The 16,459-nt window shown below is 67.8% G+C and carries 17 protein-coding genes; 3 read left to right on the top strand and 14 right to left on the bottom strand.

Annotation, left to right across the window (positions count from 1 at the left end):
- Window positions 1-84 precede the first annotated feature (84 nt).
- From ACLBV5_RS00930 to trpC, 3 genes are read left to right on the top strand one after another with little or no spacing between them, the layout of a single operon-like run.
- Window positions 85-675, top strand: coding sequence for an anthranilate synthase component II (locus ACLBV5_RS00930; RefSeq protein ID WP_447604554.1), 591 nt, complete (start codon window positions 85-87; stop codon window positions 673-675).
- A 4-nt stretch (window positions 676-679) separates the two neighbouring features.
- The gene (gene trpD / locus ACLBV5_RS00925) at window positions 680-1,714 is read left to right on the top strand and encodes an anthranilate phosphoribosyltransferase (RefSeq protein WP_447604553.1); all 1,035 of its coding nucleotides are present in this window, start codon (window positions 680-682) and stop codon (window positions 1,712-1,714) included.
- On the top strand, window positions 1,714-2,517 hold the full coding sequence (gene trpC, locus ACLBV5_RS00920; protein ID WP_447604552.1) for an indole-3-glycerol phosphate synthase TrpC: 804 nt from the start codon (window positions 1,714-1,716) through the stop codon (window positions 2,515-2,517). The genes trpD and trpC overlap by 1 nt, the downstream gene beginning before the upstream one ends.
- Window positions 2,518-2,651: 134 nt before the next feature.
- Here the strand turns inward: trpC and lpxB are convergent, their stop codons facing one another.
- The 14 genes from lpxB to tsf all read right to left on the bottom strand — a co-directional run bounded on the left by lpxB (window position 2,652) and on the right by tsf (window position 16,440).
- Window positions 2,652-3,818: a lipid-A-disaccharide synthase gene (gene lpxB / locus ACLBV5_RS00915; protein WP_447604551.1), complete on the bottom strand. Its 1,167-nt coding sequence runs from the start codon at window positions 3,816-3,818 to the stop codon at window positions 2,652-2,654.
- Window positions 3,815-4,654 carry a UDP-2,3-diacylglucosamine diphosphatase gene (gene lpxI, locus ACLBV5_RS00910; protein WP_447604550.1) on the bottom strand — a complete coding sequence of 280 codons (840 nt, stop codon included), beginning with the start codon at window positions 4,652-4,654 and terminating at the stop codon, window positions 3,815-3,817. Before lpxI ends, lpxB begins: the two co-directional genes overlap by 4 nt.
- Window positions 4,651-5,439, bottom strand: coding sequence for an acyl-ACP--UDP-N-acetylglucosamine O-acyltransferase (gene lpxA, locus ACLBV5_RS00905; RefSeq protein WP_134581083.1), 789 nt, complete (start codon window positions 5,437-5,439; stop codon window positions 4,651-4,653). The genes lpxI and lpxA overlap by 4 nt, the downstream gene beginning before the upstream one ends.
- Window positions 5,436-5,900 carry a 3-hydroxyacyl-ACP dehydratase FabZ gene (gene fabZ, locus ACLBV5_RS00900; RefSeq protein WP_121483203.1) on the bottom strand — a complete coding sequence of 155 codons (465 nt, stop codon included), beginning with the start codon at window positions 5,898-5,900 and terminating at the stop codon, window positions 5,436-5,438. Before fabZ ends, lpxA begins: the two co-directional genes overlap by 4 nt.
- Window positions 5,897-6,916: a UDP-3-O-(3-hydroxymyristoyl)glucosamine N-acyltransferase gene (lpxD, locus tag ACLBV5_RS00895; protein WP_447604549.1), complete on the bottom strand. Its 1,020-nt coding sequence runs from the start codon at window positions 6,914-6,916 to the stop codon at window positions 5,897-5,899. The genes fabZ and lpxD overlap by 4 nt, the downstream gene beginning before the upstream one ends.
- 8 nt (window positions 6,917-6,924) lie before the next feature.
- Window positions 6,925-7,509, bottom strand: coding sequence for an OmpH family outer membrane protein (locus tag ACLBV5_RS00890; protein WP_303683061.1), 585 nt, complete (start codon window positions 7,507-7,509; stop codon window positions 6,925-6,927).
- Between the two features lie 34 nt (window positions 7,510-7,543).
- On the bottom strand, window positions 7,544-9,922 hold the full coding sequence (bamA, locus tag ACLBV5_RS00885; RefSeq protein ID WP_029972539.1) for an outer membrane protein assembly factor BamA: 2,379 nt from the start codon (window positions 9,920-9,922) through the stop codon (window positions 7,544-7,546).
- A 52-nt stretch (window positions 9,923-9,974) separates the two neighbouring features.
- Window positions 9,975-11,192: a M50 family metallopeptidase gene (locus ACLBV5_RS00880; RefSeq protein ID WP_134581085.1), complete on the bottom strand. Its 1,218-nt coding sequence runs from the start codon at window positions 11,190-11,192 to the stop codon at window positions 9,975-9,977.
- Between the two features lie 22 nt (window positions 11,193-11,214).
- A complete protein-coding gene (gene dxr / locus ACLBV5_RS00875; protein ID WP_447604548.1) occupies window positions 11,215-12,411 on the bottom strand; it encodes a 1-deoxy-D-xylulose-5-phosphate reductoisomerase in 1,197 nt (398 codons plus the stop codon).
- On the bottom strand, window positions 12,408-13,226 hold the full coding sequence (locus ACLBV5_RS00870) for a phosphatidate cytidylyltransferase (RefSeq protein ID WP_025977367.1): 819 nt from the start codon (window positions 13,224-13,226) through the stop codon (window positions 12,408-12,410). The genes dxr and ACLBV5_RS00870 overlap by 4 nt, the downstream gene beginning before the upstream one ends.
- Window position 13,227: 1 nt before the next feature.
- Window positions 13,228-13,986: a polyprenyl diphosphate synthase gene (gene uppS / locus ACLBV5_RS00865; RefSeq protein ID WP_303706281.1), complete on the bottom strand. Its 759-nt coding sequence runs from the start codon at window positions 13,984-13,986 to the stop codon at window positions 13,228-13,230.
- 34 nt (window positions 13,987-14,020) lie between these two features.
- On the bottom strand, window positions 14,021-14,578 hold the full coding sequence (frr, locus tag ACLBV5_RS00860; protein WP_134581089.1) for a ribosome recycling factor: 558 nt from the start codon (window positions 14,576-14,578) through the stop codon (window positions 14,021-14,023).
- Window positions 14,579-14,618: 40 nt separating this feature from the next.
- Entirely contained in the window at window positions 14,619-15,356 is a 738-nt protein-coding gene (pyrH, locus tag ACLBV5_RS00855) for a UMP kinase (protein ID WP_134581090.1), read from the bottom strand.
- 145 nt (window positions 15,357-15,501) lie between these two features.
- Complete coding sequence (gene tsf / locus ACLBV5_RS00850; RefSeq protein ID WP_025977369.1) at window positions 15,502-16,440, bottom strand: translation elongation factor Ts; 939 nt, start codon at window positions 16,438-16,440, stop codon at window positions 15,502-15,504.
- Window positions 16,441-16,459: the final 19 nt, after the last annotated feature.

The raw sequence follows: 16,459 nt of genomic DNA, 5'->3' as shown, positions 1-16,459 counted from the left end.
ACAGCTTAACGTCCGCTTTCAATCGGCCCGTTTGCCTTCCATGCTTGGGCCGCCTTGCCTCCCCGTCTTCAAGAAGCCTTCGCCATGATCCTCGTCGTCGATAACTACGACAGCTTCACCTACAACCTCGTCCACTACCTCGCAGAGCTGGGCGCGCAGACGCACGTCGTCCGCAACGACGACCTGACGGTCGAAGAGGCTTGGGCGCTGAAGCCCGAGGCCGTCCTGCTGTCGCCCGGTCCCTGCGCCCCCGATCAGGCGGGCATCTGCCTGTCGCTGATCGAGACGGCGGCCGAGACCATGCCCATCCTCGGGGTCTGCCTGGGCCACCAGTCGATCGGCCAGGCCTTTGGCGGCCAGGTGGTGCGCGCCAAGACCCTGATGCACGGCAAGACCTCGCCCATCCTGCATGAAGGACGCGGCGTCTTCGGCGGCCTGCCCTCGCCCTTCACGGCGACGCGCTACCACTCCCTGGCCGTGCGCGGCGAGACCCTGCCCGACGCGCTGGAGGTCACCGCCTGGACCGAGGACGGCGAGATCATGGGCCTCTCGCACCGCACGCGCCCCATCCACGGCGTCCAGTTCCACCCGGAATCCATCGCCACCGAACACGGCCACGAGATGATCGCCAACTTCCTGGACCTGGCGGGCGTCCGGCGTCTGAAGACGGTCTGACGCCATGGACACCATCAAGCCCCTGCTGGCCAAGCTGGTCGACGGCCAGGTGCTGACCCTGGACGAGGCCAAGGCCTTCTTCGCCGCCTGCCTGCGCGGCGAGCCCACCCCGTCCCAGGTCGCCGCCGCCGTCACCGCCCTGCGCATCCGCGGCGAGACGGTGGACGAGATCGTCGCCTTCGCCAGCGCCATGCGCGAGGCCGCCCTATCGCTGAACCACCCGTTCGACGAGGTGATCGACACCTGCGGCACCGGCGGCGACGGCCAGCACACCTACAATGTCTCGACGGCCGCCGCCTTCGTGCTGGCGGGCGCAGGGCTGAAGGTCGCCAAGCACGGCAACCGCGCCGTCAGCTCCAAGTCCGGGTCGTCCGACGTTCTGGCCGCCCTGGGCGTCAATCTGGACGCCACGCCCGCCCAGCAGGCGCGGGCGCTGGACCGGGCCGGCGTCGCCTTCCTGTTCGCACCGACCTATCATGGCGCCATGCGTCACGTCGGGCCGGTGCGCGGCGAGATCGGCTTCCGCACCGTGTTCAACCTGCTGGGACCGCTGTGCAATCCGGCGGGCGCGACGCATCAGGTCATGGGCGTCTACGACCCCGCCCTGCTGGAGCCGCTGGCCGAGGTGCTGGGCCGCCTGGGCGCCCGGCGCGCCTGGACCGTCAACGGCCAGGGCCTGGACGAACTGACCACCACAGGCCCGACCGAGGTGGCGGAATGGAAGGACGGCGCCGTGCGCCGCTTCACCGTCACGCCCGCCGACGCCGGACTGCCGCTGGCCACTCTGGACGACCTGCGCGGCGGCGACGCCGAGCATAACGCGGCGGCCCTGACCGCCCTGCTGGCAGGCGAGCGCGGCCCCTATCGCGACATCGTCCTGCTGAACGCCGCCGCGGCCCTGGTGGTGGCCGACCGGGCCCAGGATTTGAAATCGGGCGCAGAGATCGCCGCCGCCGTCATCGACGACGACCGCGCCGCCGCCGCCCTGGCTGAACTGGTGCGCGTCTCCCACGCGCCGATCGAAGACGAGGACGCCTGATGAGCGACGTTCTGGACCGCATCGCCGCCTACAAGCGCGAGGATGTCGCCGCCCGCAAGGCCGCCACATCCCAGGACGCCGTTGAGGCCCGCGCACGTGAAGCCTCGGCCCCGCGCGGCTTCCGCGCCGCCCTGGCCAGCCGCTTCGCCGAAACCGGCCGCCCGGGCCTGATCGCCGAGATCAAGAAGGCCAGTCCGTCCAAGGGGTTGATCCGCGCCGACTTCGACCCGCTCGTCCTGGCGCAGGCCTATGAGCGCGGCGGCGCGTCGTGTCTGTCCGTTCTTACCGACGGCCCCAGCTTTCAGGGCGACGACGCCTATCTGACTGCCGCGCGCGCCGCCGTCGCCCTGCCCTGCCTGCGCAAGGACTTTCTGGTCGATCGGTGGCAGGTGGCCGAGAGCCGGGCGCTCGGCGCCGACTGCATCCTGATCATCATGGACATGGTGGACGACGCCCTGGCCGCCGAACTGCTCACCGAGGCGACCCGCTGGGGCATGGACGCCCTGATCGAGACGCACGACGCGGACGAGATGGCGCGCGCCGCCCAACTGGTCGAGGGCCGCGACGACGCCTTGATCGGCGTCAACAACCGCTCGCTGCGGACCTTCGAGGTCGATCTGGCGACGACGGAGCAACTGGCGGCGATGAGCCCGGCCGGCGCGCTGCTGGTCGCCGAAAGCGGCCTGTTTACGCCGGAGGATGTAGCGCGCGTGGCGGATGCGGGCGCCCGCGCCCTGCTGGTCGGCGAAAGCCTGATGCGCCAGGCGGACGTGGAAGCCGCGACGCGGGCTTTGCTGGCCTAAGCCCCCACCCTCGCGTCGTCCCCGAAGCCCGAAGGGCTATCCGGGACCGGCGGAAACGCCGAACACCGATCCGCTGCGCCTTGGACGGTCCCGGCTCTTCGCCCCTGCGGGGCTGCGGCCGGGATGACGGCGAGTTAGCCCGCCTTCGCCGCAATCACCCGCAGCACCGCATCCGCCGCCAGGTCCGACGGGTCCGGTCCGCCGCGCCCCATCAGGTCCAGCGCCTCGGTCTGACGGCACGCCTGATCGGCCGCCGCCTCGCGATCGGTCAGCAACCGCCCCATCGCCTTGGCCAGGGCCTGCGGCGTCGCCTCATGCTGGATGAACTCCGGCGCGATGGCTTCATCGGCGGCGATGTTGAACAGGGTGATGTGTTTGGCCGTCACCAGTCGTTTCATCAGGGCGTAGCTCAGCCCGTCGATCTTGTAGGCGATGACCATGGGCGCGCCCGCTAGCGCCAGTTCGGTCGAGACCGTGCCGCTGGTGGCCAGGGCGGCGTTCGCAGCCTTCATCGCGTCGTACTTGTCGGCTTCCTGCACGACGTGGGCGCGGAACGGCCAGGCGGCGACGCGCCCCGCCACATCGGCGGCGACGGTGCCCGCCGCGACGACGGCGACCTCCAACCTCGGAATCTCGGCCTTCAGACGCTTCGCCGCGTCTTCATAGACGGGCGTCATGCGCGTGATCTCGCTGGGTCGGCTGCCCGGCAGGACCAGCAGCAGCGGCGCATCCGCCGCAATGCCCCGCGCCGCGCGGAACCGGGCGCCGTCGGCCCCCGCCATATCGACGTGCAGCGCCTGCGAGCCGACGACGGTCGTCGGCAAGCCCGCCTTCTCGAACCACGGCGCATCCAGCGCATAGAGGGCCAGCAGGTGATCCACCGCCCCGGCCAGCGTCTTGGCCCGGCCCGGTCGCGAGGCCCACACCTGCGGCCCGACGTATTTGATCAGCGGCGTCTTCGGCGAGGCGGCGCGGATCGCCTGGGCCACGCGGATGGTGAAGCCCCAGCTGTCGATCAGCACCACGGCGTCCGGCTTTTCAGCCGCCGCCAGCGCCGCCGTCTCGGCCACGCGCTTCTTGACCCGGCCATAAGCCTTCAGCCCTTCGATCCAGCCCAGGATCGACAGTTCGGCGATATCGAAGGGGCTGACGACGCCCTCGGCCGCCATCTTGGGGCCGCCCACGCCGACGAAGACCACGTCGTCGCCCAGCCGCGTCTTCAGCGCTCGCGCCAGCCCGGCGCCCAGAGCGTCGCCCGAGGCCTCGGCCGCCACGAGCATGACTTTCAGAGGACGGCTCATCGCTCAACGCCCCAGACGAACAGGCCCAGACGATCGGCCGCCTCGACCAGACTTTCGTGGTCGATGACGATCAGCCGTCCCTCAAACCCGCCGATCCCCGCCAGGCCCGCGGCGGCGGCCAGTTCGACCGTGGTCGGCCCGATCACCGGCATGTCGACGCGGAGATCCTGGATCGGCTTGGGCGCCTTGCCCAACGCGCCGCGCACGAAACCCGGCGAGCCGCGCAGGTCGGCGGGCAGATGCGCCACGCGGCGCAGCATCTCGTCCGTGCCTTCCTGCGCCTCGACCGCCAGCACCAGGCCGTCGCAGACGACCGCGCCCTGACCGATGTCCAGTTCGCCCGATTTTTCAGCGACGTGCAGCGCCTTCCTCAGATCCGAAAGCTGCTCACCGGTCGGCGCAACGCGGCCCAGCGCCCCAGCCGCCAGCATCTCGCCGCCTAGGAGATCGTCCGCGCCCTCGACGGCGAAGCCTTCATCCTCGAATACCGACAGGATCTTCCGCAGCAGGGCGTCATCGCCCTTGGACGCCGCCGCGATGATGCCGGGCAGCAGGGACGCGCCCTTAAGATCAGGCTTCAACGTCTTGAAATCCGGCCGGTTGACGTAGCCCGCCAGACAGACAGCCCGGCAGCCCTCAGCGCGCATGGCCTTCACGATCTTGCCGATCTCGGCCATGCCGAAGTCCTGCCCGGGCCAGCGGTGCAGGTGGGCGTCGGCGAAGCCCTTCAGGCGGATGATGAAGACCTCGCGCCCATCGGCTTCGCACCGCTGGGCGACGCGGATGGGCAGATCGCCAGAACCCGCGATCAGGGCCAGCTTGGGCGCGGTCGTCATTCCGCGCCCGGCAGGCACAGCGGGCGCTTGCCGCCGTCACGGATGAAGGCGACGATCTCCATGATCTCGGGCAGGTCGGCATAGGCCTGCTCAACCCGGTCCAGACGCTCGGCGAAGACGCCGTCGCCCTCGAACAGGTCGCGATAGGCGGCCAGCAGGCGGCGCACCGCGTCCTTGCCGTAGCCCTTGCGCTTCAGCCCGATCAGATTGAGGCCGTGCAGGCTGGCGTGGTTGCCCCAAGCCGAGCCGTAGGGAATGACGTCGCGCGTCACGGCGGCCAGACCGCCGACGATGGCGCCCTGCCCGACCCGGCCGTTCTGGTGCACGGCGCAAAGGCCGCCCAGGAAGACCTTGTCGCCGATCTGGGCGTGGCCGCCCAGGGTGGCGTTGTTGGCCATGACGACGTTGTCGCCGACCACGCAGTCGTGGCCGACGTGGGCGCCGGTCATGAACAGGTTGTTCGAGCCGACACGGGTGACGCCGCTTCCTTGAGGCGTGCCCCGGTTGAAGGTGCAGTGCTCGCGGATCAGGTTGTTCTCGCCGATCTCCAGCCGCACCGGCTCGCCCTTGTATCCGCCGTGCTGCGGATCGCCGCCAATGACGGCGAAGGGATGGATCGTCGTGTTCGCGCCGACGCTCGCATCCTGCTGGATCACCACATGGCTGACCAGAGTCACGCCCTCGGCCAGGGTCACGCCCGGTCCGACCGTGCACCAAGGGCCGATGACGACCCCGTCCGCCAGGGTCGCCGAGGCGTCGACAACGGCGGTCGGGTGGATGGTCACTGGGCGGGCTCCGCCACGGTGACGACCATGGCCATGAACTCGGCTTCGGCGGCCAGCTTGCCGTCGATGAAGGTCTCGCCGCGGAACTTATAGGCGTCGCCGCGCGCCTTGATCACCTTGACCTCCATGCGCAGCTGGTCGCCCGGACGCGCGGGCTTGCGGAAGCGCACGCCGTCGATCGACATGAACATGATGACCTTGTCCGCCACGGCCACGTCCAGCGACTTGGACATCAGCAGGGCGCCCGTCTGGGCCATGGCTTCGACGATCAGGACGCCCGGCATGACCGGATCGATCGGGAAGTGGCCGGGGAAGAAGGGCTCGTTGTGGGTGACGTTCTTGATGCCGACGATCGAGGTCGCCGCCACGAAGTCCTCGGCCTTGTCGACCAGCAGGAAGGGGTAGCGATGCGGCAGGCGACGCATCACCTCGGCGTAGTCGATCTTGTTGTCTTCGCTCATTCTTTCGATTCCTTCGCGCCCTTCTTCTGGGACGCCTGTTTGGACAGCCATACCGTCTCGCGCAAGAACTGGCGAAGCGGCTTGGCGGGATAGCCGGACCAGATCTCGCCCGGCGGAACATCGGCCAGGACGCCGCCGCCGGCCGCGACGCGGGCGCCTTCGCCGATGGTGATGTGGTCGCCCACGCCCGCCCGGCCGCCGAAGATGCAGTTGTCGCCGCTGGTGACCGACCCGGAGATGCCGGTGTGGGCCGCCATCAGGTTGTTGCGGCCGATGACGCAGTTGTGGCCGATCATGACCAGGTTATCGATCTTGGTGTTCTCGCCGACGACGGTGTCGTCATAGGCGCCCCGGTCGATGCAGGAGTTGGCCCCGACCGTCACCCCGTCCTGCAGGATGACGCGCCCCAGTTGGGGAATGTCGACAGGCCCGGCCTTCGACCCGGCGGCGCCGAAGCCCGCCTCGCCGATGCGCGCGCCCGCAAGCAGCTTCACCCGGTCGCCCAGCAGGGCGAAGCCGACGGTGACGCCGGGGCTGATCAGGCAGTCGCGGCCGATCTGCACGCCCGGCCCGATCACGGTGTTGGCGCCGATGCGGCTGCCCCGGCCGATGCGGACGCCCTCGCCCAGGATCACGCCCGGTTCGATCACCACAGTGTCGTCCTCGGCGGCCTCGGCGGCGCTGATCGCGCGATCCAGACGGACCGGCCGATGCAGCAGGGCCGACGCCCGCGCCCAAGCGGCCTGAGCCTCGCCCGACACGATGACGGCGGCGTCAGTGGGCGCCGCATCCACGGCCGACGACGGCACGATCACGCAACCGGCCTTCGTCTCGGCCAGAGCAGCGGCGAACTTGCGGTCGCCTAAAAACGCAATCGCGCCCCGGTCCGCACTGGACAGGGGCGCAACGGCCGAGATGACGACATCGCCGCCCCGGACCACCTCCCCGCCGATATGCTCGGCGAGGGCGGCGACCGTCAGGGGCGACAGGGTCTGAAAGAACCTCGGATCGGGCATGGCCCGTCTTACGACTGCGGCTGGGCCGGAACCGGCATGCGGTTGAAGCTCAGCGTCGGCAGCTGGGCGTTCAGGCGCTGGATCACAGTGTCGGTCACGTCCATGGCCGGGTTCATGATGAAGACGCTCTCACGGTCGAGCATGATGCCGCAGCCCTTCTCCTGATAGACGGCGACCAGCAGGGGCTCGATGGCCTCCGAAATCTTGCGGCGCTGTTCAGCCAGGGTGTAGCGCAGTTCATTCTCGCGCGTGGCTTCCAGTTGCTGGGCTTCCTGGATGCGCTGCTGCAGCTGCTGGCGGCGCTGGTTCATCTGGTCGGCCGGGATGGTCGCGGCACCTTGCTGCAGGGCCTGGGCTTCGGACTGAATGGTGGTGGCGTAAGGCTGAATCTCGCCCTGAACTTCCTGCGCCAGCTGTTCCATGCGGGTCTGCACGGCCTGGCCGACGGTCGACTGGGCCAGGACGCGTTGGTTGAAGTAGACGCAGACGCCGGGGATGGCCGGGCCGGGATTGGCCGGGCCCTGCGACTGGGCCAGGGCGGCCGAGGCGGTCAGCGAAGCAAGGGCGAAGGCGCCGATGGCGATGAGTTTCATAATCTAAGCCTTAGTGACGGCGGTCAGACCGCAGTTAGAATTGGGTGGAGGTCGAGAAGCGGAACGTCTCGGTCTTGTCGTAGTCTTCGCGGTTCAAGACCTTGGACAGGTCGAAACGGATCGGCCCCATCGGCGAACGCCAGTGGATGCTGACGCCGGCCGCTGCGCGCAAGGCCAGGTCGTCGACGATGTTGGGGTTACGCAGACCCGTCGAGGGATCGATCAGATAGCGATCGTCCAGCTTGCCGATCGTACCGAAGTCCGCGAACAGCGAGGTCTTGATGCCGTATTCATCGGGCAGCATGTTCGGCACGGTCAGCTCGACCGTACCGATGGCGTAGAAGTTGCCGCCCAGGGCGTCGGTCGTGGTCAGGTCGCGCGCGCCCATACCGGCCGTCTCAAAGCCACGGAAGGTGTTTCCGCCCTTGAAGAAGCGGTCGTTGATCCGGATCGGATCGCCGTTCCAACCGCTGACGTAGCCGGTCTGGCCTTGGAAGCTGACCACCCAGTTCGGACGGATGCCATAGTACCAGGAGGCGTCCGCCTCGGTCCTGATGTAGTTCACGTCGCCGCCGATGCCGGCGAAATCCTGACGCAGGGAGGCGGTCCAGCCGCGCGTCGGGCGCACGGGATCGTTCAACCGGTTCACCAGCAGGGTGTAGCCCGCCGAGGAGTTCAGGTACGAGCCCGCCTGATCGCACAGGGCCGACGAGCCGGCGCCGACGCCGCCGCAATAGCCGTACGGGATGATGACCTCGTCATCCTTCAGGAAGTAGCGGGCGCTGAAGCTGGCGTAACCGTTCAGCGGATAGGTGATGCGCACCCCGCCGCCCGTCGAACGATAGTCATAGGACGAATATTTGCTGAGGTCGTAGCGGGTGTGGAACAGGTCGAAGCCCGCGCGCACGTCGCGACCCAGGAATTTGGGCTCGGTGAAGCGGAAGTCGATCTGCTGGCGCAGCGAACCCCATTCGGCGCGGGCCACGACGTTCTGGCCGCGACCCCGGAAGTTGCGCTCGGTGATGCCCAGGTTCAGCACGAAGGAGTCGACCGAGCTGAAGCCCGCGCCGACCGACAGTTCGCCGGTGGGCTGTTCTTCCACTGTGACGTTGACGACGGAACGGTCCGGCGCGCTGCCGCGCGTCTCTTCGATCTTGACGTCCTTGAAGAAGCCCAGGGCGCGCAGGTTATTGCGCGACCGCTCGACCAGCGAGCGGTTGAAGGCGTCGCCCTCGCCCACCATCAGCTCGCGGCGGATGACGCTGTCCAGGGTGCGGGTGTTGCCGACCACATTGATGCGGTCGATGTAGACACGCTGGCCTTCGCGGACATTGAAGGTGACGTTGACGGTGTCCGTCTCGGGGTCCGCGCGATAGGTCGGATTGATTTCGACGAAGGCGTAACCGGCCGAACCGGCGGCGAAGGTCAGGGTATCGACCGCCGCCTGGATGCGATCGCTCTCGTACAGGTCGCCCTTACGGATCGGCAGCAGCAACTGCAGGAAGTCGGCGTTCAGGCGGTCATTCTCCGTGACGACCTTGATCTCGCCGAAGTTGTAGCGATCCCCTTCATCCACCGTGACGGTGACGCCGAAGGCGCTGTTGTCGGGCTTCAGCTCAGCCACGGACGACAGGATGCGGAAGTCGTAATAGCCGCGGTTCGTATAGAATTTACGCAGCTGTTCCCGGTCGTAATCCAGCCGGTTCGGATCGTAGTTGTCGTTGGAGCTGAACAGCCGCCACCACTTGGAGGTCTTCGTCACCATGACCCCAGCCAGGTCGCTGTCCGAGAACGCCCGATTGCCCAGGAAGGTGATGGCCGCGATGCCCGTCTCAGGCCCCTCGTCGATCTCGAACACGACGTCGACCCGGTTTTGGTCCAGCTGGACCAGCTTGGGCGTCACCGTCGCCGAGATGCGGCCCGACAGGCGGTACAGTTCGACGATCTTGCCGACATCTTCCTGCACCCGCGCGCGGGTGTAGATGCCGCGCGGCTTGATGGTGACCTCGTCGCGCAGCTTCTTCTCGGCCAGCGCCTTGTTACCCTCGAACGTCACCTGGTTGATGATCGGGTTCTCGGCGATCTCGACGATCAGGTCGCCGTTCGCCTGCAGGCCCAGCTGGACGTCGGCGAACAGCCCCGTGCGCGACAGGGTCCGCACCGCCACGTCGATGGTCACGGCGTCGATGGTGTCCCCCGGCTGAATCGGCAGGTAGGAGAGGACCGTCGTCTGGTCGATCCGTTCGTTGCCGCGCACCACGATGCGGTTGACCACGGCGCGATCAGCCTGAGGCGGCGCTTCCTGAACAACGACGTTGGGCGTCTGTTGCGCCAGCGCGGGGCTCGCGAGGCCGGCGGCGAAGGTCAGGGCCAGGGCGCTGACCCCGATAATGCGGCCACGGGTCTGGGTCATGAGGCGACTGTCGTTTTGATTCATGCGGATACCATCGGGGGCTGGCGTCGGCTCACGAGACGAGCCCGCCGAGGAATTTGAAGAGATTGAGCTTCTGCAGATCGTTCCAGGTCGCGAACAACATCAAACCCGCCAGCAAAGCAAGACCGACCCGATATCCCGCCTCCTGAACCCTGGCCGCCATCGGACGGCGCGCCACGGCTTCGTAAGCGTAGAACAGCAGGTGCCCCCCATCCAGGACGGGAATGGGCATCAGATTTAAAAAGCCGATTCCGACCGAAAGTATGGCCGCGAAGCTCGTCAGCGTCAGCAACAGATTGCGGACGATGGCCCAGGGCTCGGGATTGGCCGCCACGGCGGCGTTGGTCAGGGCGCCGGAAGCCTTGGCGATGCCCAGCGGCCCGCTGAACTGATCGCCCGACTCGCGGCCGGTGAAGATGCGGCCGATATAGGTCAGGGTCGTGTTCAGGATAGCGCCCGTCTCGCGCACGCCCTGCCCCACGGCCGCGACCGGGCCGTAACGGACGTGACGGATCTCGTCGCGCGTCGAGCCCAGGGCCAGGCCGATGCGGCCCACGCTGACCCGGCCGGCGATGCGATCGGTCTCGACCCGGCGCTCAGGCGTGGCGGTCAGTTGCACCGCCTGATCGCCACGCTCGACAGTGAAGCGCACTGGATCGCCGCTGCTCAGGGCCACGACGCGCGTCACCTCGCCGCCGTCAGAGATCAGCTTGCCGTTGACGTGGGTGATCAGGTCGCCCTGCTGGAAACCGGCGGCGGCGGCGGGCGATCCCGCCTGCACCTGCATCACCCGCGCCGGACGAAGCTCGACGCCGACCAGGCTGAACAGCAGGGTGAAGATGAAAATGGCCAGGACGAAGTTGGCGAACGGACCGCCCGCCACGACCAGGGCGCGCTGCCACAGCGGCTTGAAATACAGATAGTCGCGCTCAGCGCCCGGCCCGTGGGCCGCGACAAGCTGCTTGCGCATCGCCTCCAACCCGGCCCGGTCGGGCACGCCGGTCGCATCCAGATCGCCGGAAAACTTGACGTAACCGCCCAGCGGCAGCCAGCCGACGCGCCATTCGACGCCGTGTTTGTCAGTGCGTTTGAAGAGGGCGCGGCCAAACCCGATGGCGAAGCGGTCCATCTTCACGCCAAAGGCGCGCGCGGTCAGGAAGTGCCCGAGTTCGTGCACCGTCACGACCAGCGTCAGGACGAGCAGAAACGGCACGACATAGGTCAGAATCTGGCTGATCGCGCCTAACATGCCGCTCGTCTCTCCTGCGCCCTCAGGCAGCCATGTTCAGCGAGGCGATGACGTCGCTCGCAATCCGCCGCGCCTGCGCATCGACGGCCAGAGCCGCATCGCAGGCATCGTCCGAACCGCAAGACACGCCCGCGCTGGTCGCCTTCTCAAGGGTGTCGGCGACGACTGCGGCAATATTGAGAAAGCCCAGCCGTCGGTCAAGAAACGCCAGAGCCGCCACTTCGTTGGCCGCATTGAAGACGATCGGCGCCGCGCCGCCCGCCGCCAGGGCTTCGCGCGCCAGCCTCAGGGCCGGAAAGCGCGCCTCATCCGGCGCCTCGAAGGTCAGTCGTCCCAGCGACGCCAGGTCCAGCTTAGGCGCGGGCCAGGCCAGTCGGTCGGGCCAGGACAGGGCGCAGGCGATCGGCGTCCTCATGTCCGGCGGCCCCATCTGGGCCAGCGTCGAACCATCCACATATTCCACAAGGCTGTGGATGATCGATTCCGGGTGGACGACCACATCGATCCGTTCGCCCGGCATGTCGAACAGATAGGCGGCCTCGATTAGTTCCAGCCCCTTGTTGGCCATGGTGGCGCTGTCGACCGAAATCTTGGCGCCCATGCTCCAGTTCGGATGGGCGATCGCCTGCTCGGGCGTGATACGCGTCATGGCCGAGCGGGGCAGAGTGCGGAACGGCCCGCCCGACGCGGTCAGCACCAGCTTGGACACCCGCTCAGGCGCCTCAAGCGGGAAGACCTGAAAGATGGCGGAGTGCTCGGAATCGACCGGGATCAGCTGGCCCCCGCTGCGCCGGACCCGCTCGATCAGCGCAGGACCGCAGCAGACCAGGCTCTCCTTATTCGCCAGGGCCAGGGTGGCGCCCGTCCCCGCCGCCGCCCAGGCCGACCGCAGGCCCGCCGCGCCGACGATGGAGGCCATGATCCAGTCGGCCGGGCGCGTGGCTGCTTCCACGATGGCGTCGGGGCCGGCCGCCGTCTCGATCCCGGTTCCCGTCAGGGCTTCGCGCAGTTCATCCAGACGCGCGGGATCGGCTGTTACGGCGATGCGCGGCCGCCAGCGGCGCGCCTGCTCGGCCAGCCGGGCGATATTGGCGCCGCCGGTCAGGGCCTCGACCTCGAACCGCGCAGAGTCCGCGCCTTGCGTCTGTTCCATGAGGTCCAGCGTCGACGAGCCGACCGACCCGGTCGAGCCCAGAATCGTGACGCGCCGCGCGATCACGCCGCCCGCTCCAGCATGAGGACGATCAGCCGCCCGGCGGCGACCACGACCACGGCGAACATCAGGCCGTCGACGCGGTCCAGCAGACCTCCGTGGCCTGGAATCAGATTGCCCGCGTCCTTGACGCCGAAACGCCGCTTCAGCGCCGACTCCCACAGATCGCCGCCCATGGTGGCCAGGGCGGCGGTCAGGCCCAGCACCCCGCCCCAGACGGCCGTCAGCATCCCCATGTCCAGCCAGCCCGCCATTGCGGCGCCGGCGATCATCCCGGCGGTCAGCCCGCCGATGAAGCCGGACCAGGTCTTGTTCGGCGAAAAGCGCGGCCACAGCTTCGGGCCGCCGACGAAGCTGCCGACCAGATAGGCCAGAATGTCCGCCGACCAGGCGACGGCGAAGACCAGCACGGTCCAGTACAGCCCCTGCACTTCATGCAGGTCGCGCAGCCAGATCAACAGAACGCAGGGCCAGCCGAGGTATAGCACGCCATAGGCGGTATCAAGCGCCGACTGGCCGCGCGTCCGGGCGAACAGGCCCGCCGCCAGCGCTCCGAACACCATCAACACCAGCGCTAGGGAAATCTGGCCGACGTGGGCGGCGATCACCGCCACGACCAGGGCCAGAGCCACCGCGACGCCGATCGGCCGCCACAGCCTGGGCGCGCACATCCTGGCCCATTCGAAGGCCAGCAACACCGCGCCCGCGACCACTAAGGCGCAGAACCAGTCGCCCCCGGCCCAGGTCGCCAGAACCGCCGCCGGGGCCAGCACGACCGCAGAGGCGGCGCGCAGGGCGATGTCGCGAGGCTTTAACGCCATATCAGACCGCCGCCTCGCCATAAGCGGTGTCCATGACCTCGCGCCCGCCATAGCGACGCTGGCGACAGGCGAACTGAGCGATGGCCTCGGCCAGGGCTTCAGCGCCGTAGTCCGGCCAAAGGATGTCCTGGAAAACCATCTCGGCGTAAGCCGCCTCCCACAACAGGAAGTTGGACAGGCGCTGCTCGCCCGAGGTTCGCACGATCAGATCGACCGGCGGCGCGCCCGCCGTCGACAGGCCGGCGCCCAGCGCCTCTTCGTCGACGATGAAGTCCTCGCCAGCGCGGGCGCGATCGACCAGACGCTGAGCCGCATCGGCCAGATCCGCCCGCCCGCCATAGTTGAAGGCCACCTGCAGCAGGAATTTGTCGTTGTGAGCCGTCTGCGCCTCGGCCCGCGCGACGATGCCGGCGATATCTTCGGGCAGGCCCGTCCGGCGCCCGAGAACCTTCACCCGCACCCCCGCAGCCTCCAACCGCTTCAGATCGCTGCCGACGAAGGCGCGCACCAGCCCCATGAGGTCGGACACCTCATCGGCCGGACGGCTCCAGTTCTCGGTCGAGAAACCGAACACCGTCAGGCACTGCACGCCCAGTTCAGGCGCAGCCTTTATGGTCCGGCGTAGGGCCTGGACCCCCTCGCGGTGGCCCACGGCGCGCGGAAGGCCCCGTCGCTGCGCCCAGCGGCCGTTGCCGTCCATGATCAGGGCGACGTGACGAGGCCCCTTTGCAGGCGCCGTGGCGACGGGCTCGGCCGACATATGAGACCTTCCTTGGACAGACCTGACGCGGGCGTCAGACCTGCATGATCTCGACTTCCTTGGCCTTCAAGGTCTCGTCGATGCGCTTGATGGCGGCGTCGGTGTCCTTCTGGACCTCGGCTTCCATCTTCTTCTGTTCATCCTGGCTGATATCGCCGGCCTTTTCAGCCTTCTTCAGCTCGTCGTTGGCGTCGCGGCGCACGTTGCGCACAGCGATCTTCTTGTCCTCGGCGTATTTGGCGGCCAGCTTGGCCAGATCCTTGCGGCGCTCTTCGGTCAGCGGCGGGATCGGAATACGCAGATTCTGGCCGTCGACGATCGGGTTCAGGCCCAGGCCCGCAGAGCGGATCGCCTTCTCGACCGAGACCACCATACCCTTGTCCCAGACGCTGACCGAGATCATGCGCGGTTCCGGCACGCTGATGGCGGCGACGGCGGTCAACGGCGAGGTCGCGCCATAGGCTTCGACGACGACCGGCTCCAGCAGACCCGCGTTGGCGCGGCCCGTGCGCAGGCCCGCATAGTCGTCCTTCAGCGCGGAGACCGACTTTTCCATCCGGTCACGAAAGGTTTTGAGATCGGGTTTGGCCATGACGAATGTCCTTGGTCCTGTCGTTGAATAGCGAAGCCGCTCAGGCGGGCTTGTTGGTGATGACGGTATAGGTCCCCTGCCCCGTCAAGGTCTTATGCAGCGAACCTTCCTCGCGAATCGAGAAGACCACGATCGGAATGCCGCTGTCGCGCATCAGGGCGATGGCCGAAGCGTCCATGACCCGAAGGTCCTTGGCCAGCACGTCCTGATAGGTCAGCGTTTCGTAACGGGTCGCGGTCGCATCCTTCTTGGGGTCCGCCGTGTAGACGCCGTCGACGCTGGTGCCCTTCAACAGGGCGTCGCAGTTCATCTCTGCTGCGCGCAGGGCGGCGCCGGAGTCCGTGGTGAAGAAGGGAGCGCCCACGCCCGCAGCGAAGATCACCACGCGGCCCTTTTCCAGGTGCCGCAGCGCGCGGCGGCGGATGTAGGGCTCGGCGATCGCGGCCATCGGAATGGCGCTCTGGACCCGCGTGTCGACCCCGATTTTTTCCAGCGCGCCCTGCATGGCCAGGGCGTTCATGATGGTGGCCAGCATGCCCATGTAGTCGGCGTTGGCGCGGTCCATGCCCTCGGCGGCCTTGGACAGGCCCCGGAAGATATTGCCACCGCCGATGACCAGGCAGATTTCCACGCCCTGACGCGCCACGGCGGCGACGGCGGCGGCGACCACGTCCACCGTCTTCATGTCGATTCCATAGGGCTGATCGCCCATCAGGACCTCGCCCGAGACCTTCAGCAGGACGCGCTTGTAACGAAACTCAGAGGGGGCGTCGGGCATGGTCAGGGGTCCGTGGATACAGGGGTTAGCATCCGCGCGAAGTGAATCGGCGGCTCATCATAGACGAAGGGCGCGTCAGCCTTCAAAGCCGAACGCGCCCAAACGCATAATTCTCCCTCCCCTTCGCGGGGAGGGAGAGGTCTTCTTAGTTGCCGCCGGTCATCGAGGCGACTTCCGACGCAAAGTCGGGAGCATCGGACTTCTCGACGCCTTCGCCCAGGGCCATGCGGACGAAACCGGCCAGCTTCAGCTCAGAGCCCAGCTCCTTGCCGGTGTTGGCGACCAGTTGTTCGATGGTCACGTCCGGGTCCATGACGAACGGCTGCTTGGTCAGCACCACGTCCTTCTGGAACTTGGCGATCTGGCCCGACACGATCTTCTCGATCATGTTTTCCGGACGGCCTTCTTCCTTGGCCTTCTCGATCAGGACAGCGCGTTCCTTCTCGATCGCGGCCGGATCCAGGTCGGAGGTGTCCAGCGCCAGCGGAGCCGTGGCCGCCACGTGCATGGCGATCTTGCGGCCCACTTCGCGCAGGGCTTCCTTGTCGCCGGCGCCTTCCAGGGCGACCAGCACGCCAATGCGGCCGACGCCCGGCGACACGGCGTTGTGGACGTAGGTCGCAACCGCGCCTTCGCCAACCGACAGGCGAGCCGCACGACGCAGCTGCATGTTCTCGCCGATCGTGGCGATCAGGTTGGTGACTTCGGCCTCGACGGTCTTGCCGTTTTCCAGGGTCGCGCCGTGGATGGCGTCGACGCCGTCATGGTGCAGGCCCAGTTGAGCGAATTCCTTGGCCGCAGCCTGGAACAGGTCGTTGCGGGCCACGAAGTCGGTTTCGGCGTTGAACTCGATGGCCGAGGCGACTTCGCCCTTGCCGTCTTCGCGCACGGCGACGGCCACCAGGCCCTCGGCGGCGACGCGGTCGGCCTTCTTGGCGGCCTTGGACAGACCCTTGGCGCGCAGCCAGTCGATGGCTGCTTCGATGTCGCCGTTGTTCTCAACCAGCGCCTTCTTGCAGTCCATCATGCCGACGCCCGAACGCTCGCGAAGTTCCTTCACGAGGGCGGCAGTGATCTCGGCCATGTCTTTCTCCTGAAATTCA

This window comes from Brevundimonas sp. M1A4_2e, assembly GCF_053345555.1.
The sequence above is the reverse complement of the archived record's forward strand: the minus strand, read 5'-3'. Positions and strand labels throughout refer to the sequence as shown.